Origin of the sequence: Leyella stercorea, from assembly GCF_019052365.1 — a bacterium.
Lineage (GTDB): Bacteria > Bacteroidota > Bacteroidia > Bacteroidales > Bacteroidaceae > Prevotella.
The window spans coordinates 1-462 of record NZ_JAHQUY010000194.1 but is presented as its reverse complement, the minus strand read 5'-3'; the positions used below and the strand labels follow the sequence as shown (position 1 = coordinate 462).

Annotated in this window: 1 protein-coding gene; it reads right to left on the bottom strand. The window is 44.6% G+C overall.

The window, feature by feature from the left end:
* On the bottom strand, positions 1-428 hold a 428-nt coding region (locus KTQ90_RS13585), incomplete at its 3' end, for a DUF3408 domain-containing protein (RefSeq protein WP_217318861.1).
* Between the last annotated feature and the right edge of the window lie 34 nt (positions 429-462).

The window sequence follows — 462 nt, the reverse complement described above, 5'->3', positions numbered from 1 at the left end:
ATCTCTTTTCTCAGCAAGCCGTTGATTTCTTCCTGGTTCTCTTCAAGATGTCTCTCAAGAATAAGGTCGATGTAACCACCGACTGTCAACTCATGCTTTGCGAGTACACTGACAATCCTCGAAATTCTCTTGTGTATCTCACGACTGATATAAACGCATTGACGAGTCTTTATCTCGTTTCGCTTGAAGAATGCCGAATCGTAACTTTCCGAAGAAGCCTTGGGAGGCTTGCGTGAAATTGGCGACTTATCGGTCTGCGAGCATTGGGACTTCCAGCCAACCTCTTCTTTCTCTTCGGTATCTTTCACTTGGGATTGGGAAGCTCCGTCAAGAATGGATGCCGTTGTCGTGCCAATCTTGCTCTTGCCAATAGAGGCAATGAGCAGATTTTCATCTATTGCGTCAGTGTTGATTTTTCTGCTTACCATAGGCTCATGTCTTTATGATTTCACAAATCTCGTC